The following is a 7,973-nucleotide window of genomic DNA, read 5'->3' on the forward strand; positions in this document are numbered from 1 at the left end:
AAGAAAACCGAGTTATTATTATCGACCCTCACATTAACAAACTGACCTGGCAGAATCTCCGGTAAAGGCTCGTTAGCCTTGATGTCGAGCACAAAATGCTCACAATTGAGTTCTTCGTACTTAACAAGTTCAAAGTCCTGAATTAGTTTCTTCATACTTTTTTAAGGGTATAAAATGGAAGCATAGAGCTTTAGAGGCATCAAATGCTGTTTAATAGTAAATCGAGTTCAAAGATAAGTGAAATATTAGCTTACACAAAGGGAAATTAGCTCTCTAAAAGACTTTAAAATGATTCAAAACAAGCGGATCTTAATCGCAGACAAAAAAGAAGCCTTAGAAGGGAATCTAAGGCTTTAAGGCGTTTTATAGGGTGACTCATTGAAAATCTGTTTAAGCAGGATTGTATTCTTTAAAGGTTTTATCGCTATAGAATACGACAACCTTTTCAATCTTTTTGCCCGATAAAAAAGCGGACATATCCAGATCTGGCATCTGATCGGCCTTATTTTGAGTGACTTCAGGGCTTTCCTTTTTTAGTTTAGGCGGCTGACTGCTCTGATAGGGGGCAGGATCTTCCTCTTTTATCACCTCCTGAAATAAGGAAGGTGAATCTTGGTTTTTAGTCATCTCACCACTGCCAGATATCAACCAATCCCCATTAATATTAGGAAAAGAGCGCATAATCTTCTGTATAAAGTCCAGACTAGGGTTATTGCGGCCAGATAAGATATGAGACATGCTAGAGCGCTGTACACCAATAATATCGGCGAATTTAGAAGCACTAAGCCCTTCACTGTTGAGTAATTGAATGATTCTATCTTTCATACTTAAGCTATTATAAATCAAAGAAGAGCAGAATATTCTTCTTTATCGTTTTGTTACAATTGTTAATTCTCGTTTCAGTACAAATGTAATTTAAAATTTACAAAAATCAAAATAAGTAATTTACATTTCACAACGCATCTAATACACAAAAGTAACTTTTTTTACTGGATGTATTTATTACAAATGTTACCAATTCTTGATCCTAAAATTGCACTTACAGTGAAAGATGTTTAGTATAGAGAACATTCAAGGTATAGATACCGTTTCCCTTAATAATGTTTACATATGCGTATGTAAACAAGTCAGAGAAATCAGGGTGAATAGGCTCTATGAATCTATGGGCTAAATAATTCATTAACTAGTCACTTAGACTATGAATATATAGAGGATTATAAACTCTGTAAACAGATATTACAGCTGTATCTAACTTTATTGAAGTAAATTACACAAATATAGTCTTAATATGCTGACAGTGAGATGTTATGTCGGATGCTTATTGTGGTAATTAATATGTATTACAGATATATGTTACCAATGTGAAATTTAAATTAAAGTATTACTTTATATAAAGCTTTTAAAATACTGGCTGTATGATAATATTATTAACTAAAGACTCGGCTGTGGAATGCTCACTGTTGTGTTCCATAAGTAAACAGTTGCACCGATTTCTTTTTGATAACAAATTGCAATTATTCACAAATGTGTTGATTCCTGAGTGTATCTCCAGATAACTTCTGTAAACTAACAATAATACTATCTGTTCCTCGTTGTTCACATATGTATTGCCGCTATTTTTTAAATTTCTTTTTTTTTATTTCGATTTGTAAACTCTATAATTCACAAATAACTCCCCTACCCAATTTAAAAACCTTTGACAATTGTAAATTTCATGCCCCACAGGACAGTAATAATTAAATATGTGAATCTCAGAAGGCTTATTCTGGTCTAAAAACTCACAAGACACACACAAGATCAATAGGTTAGACAATGGAAGTGTCGATAATACACCCCCTTTAATCACTCTCATCTACATATAATCGACCTGAAATTGTTTTATTGGGACTAATTTCCACTTAATTGCCAAAAAGGAATATCATTTGTCTGGATTAATGATCCATCATCAATCCAGATAGAAAATAATATTGAAATAAAAACATCTACCCTTGCTCAGGGAAATAATAAAAAAAGATTAGGCTTTAATTTTATAGAATTCTTGATTGGCTAAAAAAAACTTCTTGTCAGGAATTTGTAGGGTTTGTAATGAAATAATCACGGACCAATGTACTGTTCCGTTTAAATATGAAAATCTCAAGAAGTTAAATTGACTCAAAAAGTAGGCTTGAGTCTATATTGCCAAGTACTTATAAGCTTTTTCTTAAGGTCACTATCCTTAAACAACCAGACTAAAACTCGTATTTTCTAGCCTTATTTTGAATTTTGAGTGAATTTCGTCTACAAAAGGCCTATAAAAATAAACTGATGCAAATACGAAAGGTATTTTTCGCATCTACACCAGTTTTCATACTTCGAAGAATTTCAAATCTCAAGAACAGCTTCCATTACTCATCTCTAATGGCATCAATCGGTTTAATACCAACGGCTCGTTTGGCAGGAATGATTCCAGCTAATATGCCAGACAGAATTAAAATACCGAGAGCCATAATTGCTAATTTAAAATCGACCTCGGGATGTGTGAACATAGGTTGTTCACCTCCACTTTTCTCAATAGCCAAACTAAGCATCTCCAATAAGGCTACTCCAACGACCAAACCGATCCAGCCAGCTAGTCCGGTTAACACAACAGATTCTGTTATCACTGAGCTGATGATCATAGATGGAGATGCGCCAATGGCTCTTTGAATACCAATTTCTTTGGTTCGCTTTTTCACAATAAAAAGCATGATATTACTCACCCCAATAATACCAGCCATAAGGGTACCAATTCCCACAATCCAGATCAAACCAGAAATTCCCATAAAGAGTTGATTGATCTTTATAAATTCCTTTTCAACATTGTGAGAACCAATGGCTCTTTCATCATCGGGATGAATTTTATGACGTCGTTTTAAAAGAGCTTTAACCTTATCCTCGACATAACTAGCCGTGTAATTATCTTTCGATGTAATTGAATAATGGCCTACTCGAGTGCCATAATTATAGGTTTTTTGAAGTGTTGTGAATGGAATAAAAACACATTGATCCTGCCACTCGCCCCAGCCTTGTGAGTGCATGGAATGAAATACGCCAATGACCTGAAAGAAAATGCCATTGATTTTGATATACTCACCAACTGCATCATCATCTTCAAAAAGCACCTCATTCACACGTTTGCCTATCACAGCTACTTTTCTGTTTTTCAAAAGATCGATATCATTCAAAAAACGACCATCATACATATTCACCGGATCAATTTTATTCACATCTGGTACATCACCCAGAATACTAAAGGCACCAGTTTTAAGACCTCTCACAACATTATTGTTAGCATTACCACCTCTGGCTTCAATCCTAGGTGCTAGAAGCTTGATTTCGGGCACATTATCCAAAATCGCCTTGGTATCATCATTATTGAAATGATAGCGTCTGCCCTGCTTAAATCCCTTATAGGCCTTACTGGTTGGTTGTGCCCAGATAAAAACAGAATTGGTGGCGAAATCTCCCATCCCATAATAAACACCATTCTCAAGCCCTTTTCCTGAGCCCAGCATGATGATGAGCATGAAAATCCCCCAAAAAACACCAAAGGCTGTCAGGAAAGTTCTCAACTTATTGCTTTTGAGTGCCATATAAACTTCAGTCCATCTATCTTTATCAAACATTGTGATTGTATTTATGAGTATTGGGTTTATCTTTCTTTAAATCATACTATTCATCTGCCAAGGCTTCAATTGGTAGAATCGAAGCCGCTTTTCTTGCTGGAAAAAAGCCAGCTATTGCTCCTGATACGACCAATAAAATTGTTGCACTAATGGCCACCCGAAGATCCACCGAAGGATTCATGAAAAATTCAATCTGGGTATGCGGAGCCAATACCTCCAGGAGTATGACTCCCATTGCCAAACCAACATATCCAGCAACGGAAGTGATTAATATGGATTCGGTCAAGACCAATGAAATGATAGAAAGAGGTGTCGCCCCCAATGCTTTACGAATACCAATCTCGCGGGTACGTTCTCTAACGACAATAATCATGATATTACTGACTCCCACAATCCCGGCAATAATAGTTCCTATGCCGATAATCCAAACGAACAAGCGTATACCGGCAAATAAGGCCATGGTTCGCTGATAATTCTCCATATTATTATTGATAAACATGGCACGCTTATCTTTCGGATCAAATTTATGGCGAGCAGCAAAGGTGTTAATTAAATACTTTTCCATCTGCTTTAACTCTTCAATATCATGGGTTTGAGTTGTAAAAGACATATTGGAAATTCTGTTGGATCCATCAAAAACACGTTGGGCTGTGGAAATAGGAATGTACACGCGCTGAAGATCTCTTTCGGAGTGGTCGGTAAAAGTTCCAATGACCTGAAAAGGAATATTATTGATCTTGATATATTTCCCGACAGGTTCTTCTTTTTTAAACAAGGCATCTTCCACAACGGTAGAAATAGCAACCACTTTTCTATATTGCTTGACATCAATTTCATTGAGAAATCGACCTTTCAAACTGGTTGTGTTTTCTAGTGTTTCTGTATCGGGATGAACGGCCACAATGGAATAATTGACAAACTCTGTTTTATAGGTTATTAAATTATTTCCTCGAATGGTAAAACGAGAACTAATCTTATCGACATCCAAGCCTGATTGTTTAGTTCGGGAATAATCCTCGTTTGTAAATTGAATACGTCTACCAGGTTGCATGCCAGAGAAGGCCATGCTGGTTTGTCCACTATAAAGCCAAAGACTATTTTCAGCATCAGCCTTAAATTGATTCACCACCCCATTTTGAAGTCCATTTCCAGAACCTAGTAAAATAATGAGCATAAAAATTCCCCACGATACACTGAAGCCAGTCAGTATGGTGCGAAGTTTATTTTTACGGATAGTTTCGTAAATTTCTTGCCATTTATCAAGATCGAACATGGGCTATATATTGGTTCAAATTATTCATACAACTATGAATAGTGCCCGAATGGTGGTTTTAATAGCTAAGGTAGTGGTTTTCTGTCCTCAAGGTAAGAAAAGTTTGGCCATGAGCAAAATAAAAAAAAGTCACCCAAAGGTGACTTTTAACGTTTTTTTGCAGATTAAATAATGCCTTACAAATCTAGATTTAGTTTCACCCCAGCTCGAATCCATCGACCGGGCTGCGTAATATTTCCCATATCGTAATAATCATGATTTAATAAATTACTTGCTTCGAGATAGACGGTATATGTTGGTTTTTGCCAGTAAAGTTTTGTATCGACCAACCAGAATGGGCGATATGATCGTTCTTCGAATTGACTTAAATCTTTTTTATTATACCAGGTATAAGTCCCATTTCTATCTTGCCAAGCCACCTGCCATGAAGCACCTAATGATTTGTAAATCTTATGATTCAAGGATATATTCAATTTATGCTTTAACTGATCGAGTACGTAACGAGATATAAATTCACTAGATGATTTATCCACTTCCAAATACGCATATTTGATAGCAATATTCTTAATAAAGAAATCATCCGAAATTAAATACTGCATGTTAAAATTCGAAGAAAACTCGATTCCCCAAGTATCTAACTCTGTTATATTTTGAGCCTGCCATTTATCTTCAGAATTGGTTTTAACCCAATCAATCATATTTCGCCCTTCTCTCTTGAAAATTCCAGCGTGAGCCTTAATCCAACCTTTATTGAATTTGACACCTGTTTCATATGTCGTTGCTTCTTCAGGATCTAAATCTGTATTTCCAATATTTGTTGGTCCAACATAATACAAATCGGTGAAGGTTGGCATTCTCAATGCCTTATTCACAGAAGCATATAACTTACTATCCTCAGTAAGTTGGTAACTCACATCTAGACCTGGATAGAAACTGAAACCTCTTTTTAAGTCTGAATTCCAATTGGCCAGAACTCCAGCAGTAAAAGTGAATTTGTCAATAAAAACATTGTGCTCTAAAAAGTAACTCAAATTTGTTCGGGTATGGTTTTTCGTAAAGAAAGCTCCTGATTCACCTGGCACTTTCATTGGTTCTTCCATCAGTTCCCCCAATACATTACTCCAAACATTTTCCGATCTAAACTCAATACCTGCTGCTGTTTTACCAAGGCTCGATGAAAAAGCAAAATTCATGCTAGTTCCATAAACATCAGTCAAATGATAGTTGTGATTTGTATACCATGAAGCAGGATTGTCACGAAAAAGCTCGAATCTATCCTGACTACGTCTCCAATAAATATTTGGTGTCATCTTTACTTTCCCATTTGTCGTTAAACGCAAGCTGGCAAAGGATGTCTTGTTTTCTTCGAATTGATTTGGGAATGATGCGGTGTAGAATGAATTCGCACCATAGGCTTTTTCGTTATAACCTAACTGTAGATCTAATAATCCTACTTCAGTTGAAAGTTGTCCTTGATAAAAGGAATTTGAATTTCTGAAGTCTGTGTTCTCAATATAGCCATCGCTTGACTTATGAGCTAAAGCTACATATGATTTTAATTTTCCAGTGATAATCGTCGCATTGGTTGATCCTGAGTAAAAGCCATTTTCACCAGTTGAAATATTCGCCTTCAAATTGTTCTTATTTCCTGTACCTGTGATAAAATTGATGGCACCACTAAAAGCATTTGGACCATAAACTCGAGCACCAGGTCCTTGTAACACCTCAACTCTTTCAATACTTTCAATATCCACCGTAAGGTTTAGACTCAAATGTCCAGTTTGAGGATCTGTAATATTCACGCCATTAAGTAAAATCATAGTTTGATCAAAACTACCACCTCTAATACTTACATCGGCCTGTACCCCATGATTACCTCTTTGGCGTACATCAACATTCAAAACATACTCTAGCAAATCTTGTAAACTTTGAACAGGAGCCGACTCAATTGCTTCTTTGTCCATTATTGTTACAACTCTTGCCATTTGGGAATATGTCACGGAGGCTCGTTGGGCACTGACGACGACTTCATCTAGCTTTCTATTGTTATTAACTAGCACAGTATCAGCCTGTGCAAAAGAGTTTTGAGGTGTTGCAACTAATAAGTAAGCTACAAGTAAAGATGAGATAACACACTCTTTTTTAATACTATTAAAAATTGAGTATGATTGTCTTGTCCACTTCCTGAAATAGGACAATTCTGAATTTATAATTAATTTTTTCATCGAATTCTTTTTCAAAATAATTTAATACATTGATTTTCAACACGCAGTTCTTATCGAGTCTAAATAAGAATCGCAGTACCGAGCAAATATAGATAATATCTGCTAACTAAAAGATGAACTCTTGTTTGTATTTTAGATAAAATCACGACTAAAACTCAACTAATAGAACTAAAGAACAACCTATTAAACATGAAAGAATCAAACGAACGTTTCAATCGGATTTATAGTGAGCAGTCACCTGAAAACATTCCTTGGAATGCATTAAGCCTACCTATTGCAATCAAAGAGCTCATTACAAATAAGATAGTTGAAGCTTGCAAGGCTATTGATATAGGTTGTGGATTTGGAAATTACAGTCGGGAATTAGCTAAGGTGGGATTTGAAATGACAGGAGTGGATTTTTCTAATGTTGCCATAGAAAAAGCTAAAAAGCTTGCAAACAAAGACAATTTATCGATAGAATTCTTGGTTGCTGATTTTACACAAAAACTCAATATAAACCTATCTGAATTCAATTTTGCTTTTGATTACGGTCTATTACATCATATTTTTCCACAAGACAGAAAAATGTATGCTAGGAATGTAGCTAAGCTACTTAATGAGAATGCTTTTTATCTTTCGATCGCCTTTAACGAAGAAGATGATTATTTTGAAGGCAAAGGGAAATACCGTTAAACACCAACAGGACCGGTGCTTTATTTCTCAAATTAAAGATGAAATGCAGAAACCGTTCTCTTCCTTATTCCATATTCTGGATCTGAAAGATATTACCATCCCAGTAAAGAATGGTAATTACAGAGCTTATTATGCATTTATGCAAAAAAAATAAAA

General features: G+C 35.6%; 5 protein-coding genes. 1 reads left to right on the top strand and 4 read right to left on the bottom strand.

All coding sequences use genetic code 11. The features are described from left to right. Positions 1-390 precede the first annotated feature (390 nt). From ABY905_RS11335 to ABY905_RS11350, 4 genes are all read right to left on the bottom strand, one after another. Positions 391-825 carry a helix-turn-helix transcriptional regulator gene (locus ABY905_RS11335; protein ID WP_372643830.1) on the bottom strand — a complete coding sequence of 145 codons (435 nt, stop codon included), beginning with the start codon at positions 823-825 and terminating at the stop codon, positions 391-393. 1,559 nt (positions 826-2,384) lie between these two features. Next, positions 2,385-3,644, bottom strand: coding sequence for an ABC transporter permease (locus ABY905_RS11340; protein WP_372643833.1), 1,260 nt, complete (start codon positions 3,642-3,644; stop codon positions 2,385-2,387). Between the two features lie 46 nt (positions 3,645-3,690). Continuing rightward, positions 3,691-4,917, bottom strand: coding sequence for an ABC transporter permease (locus ABY905_RS11345; RefSeq protein ID WP_372643836.1), 1,227 nt, complete (start codon positions 4,915-4,917; stop codon positions 3,691-3,693). 176 nt (positions 4,918-5,093) lie between these two features. Further along, positions 5,094-7,142, bottom strand: a complete 2,049-nt coding sequence (locus ABY905_RS11350) for a TonB-dependent receptor plug domain-containing protein (RefSeq protein ID WP_372643839.1) — start codon at positions 7,140-7,142, stop codon at positions 5,094-5,096. 189 nt (positions 7,143-7,331) lie between these two features. Here ABY905_RS11350 and ABY905_RS11355 point away from each other — a divergent pair, with 189 nt between their 5' ends. Next, positions 7,332-7,817 (top strand): class I SAM-dependent methyltransferase, encoded by a 486-nt coding sequence (locus ABY905_RS11355; RefSeq protein ID WP_372643842.1) that lies wholly within the window; start codon positions 7,332-7,334, stop codon positions 7,815-7,817. Positions 7,818-7,973: the final 156 nt, after the last annotated feature.

Source organism: Ancylomarina sp., from assembly GCF_041555295.1.
Classification (GTDB): domain Bacteria; phylum Bacteroidota; class Bacteroidia; order Bacteroidales; family Marinifilaceae; genus Ancylomarina.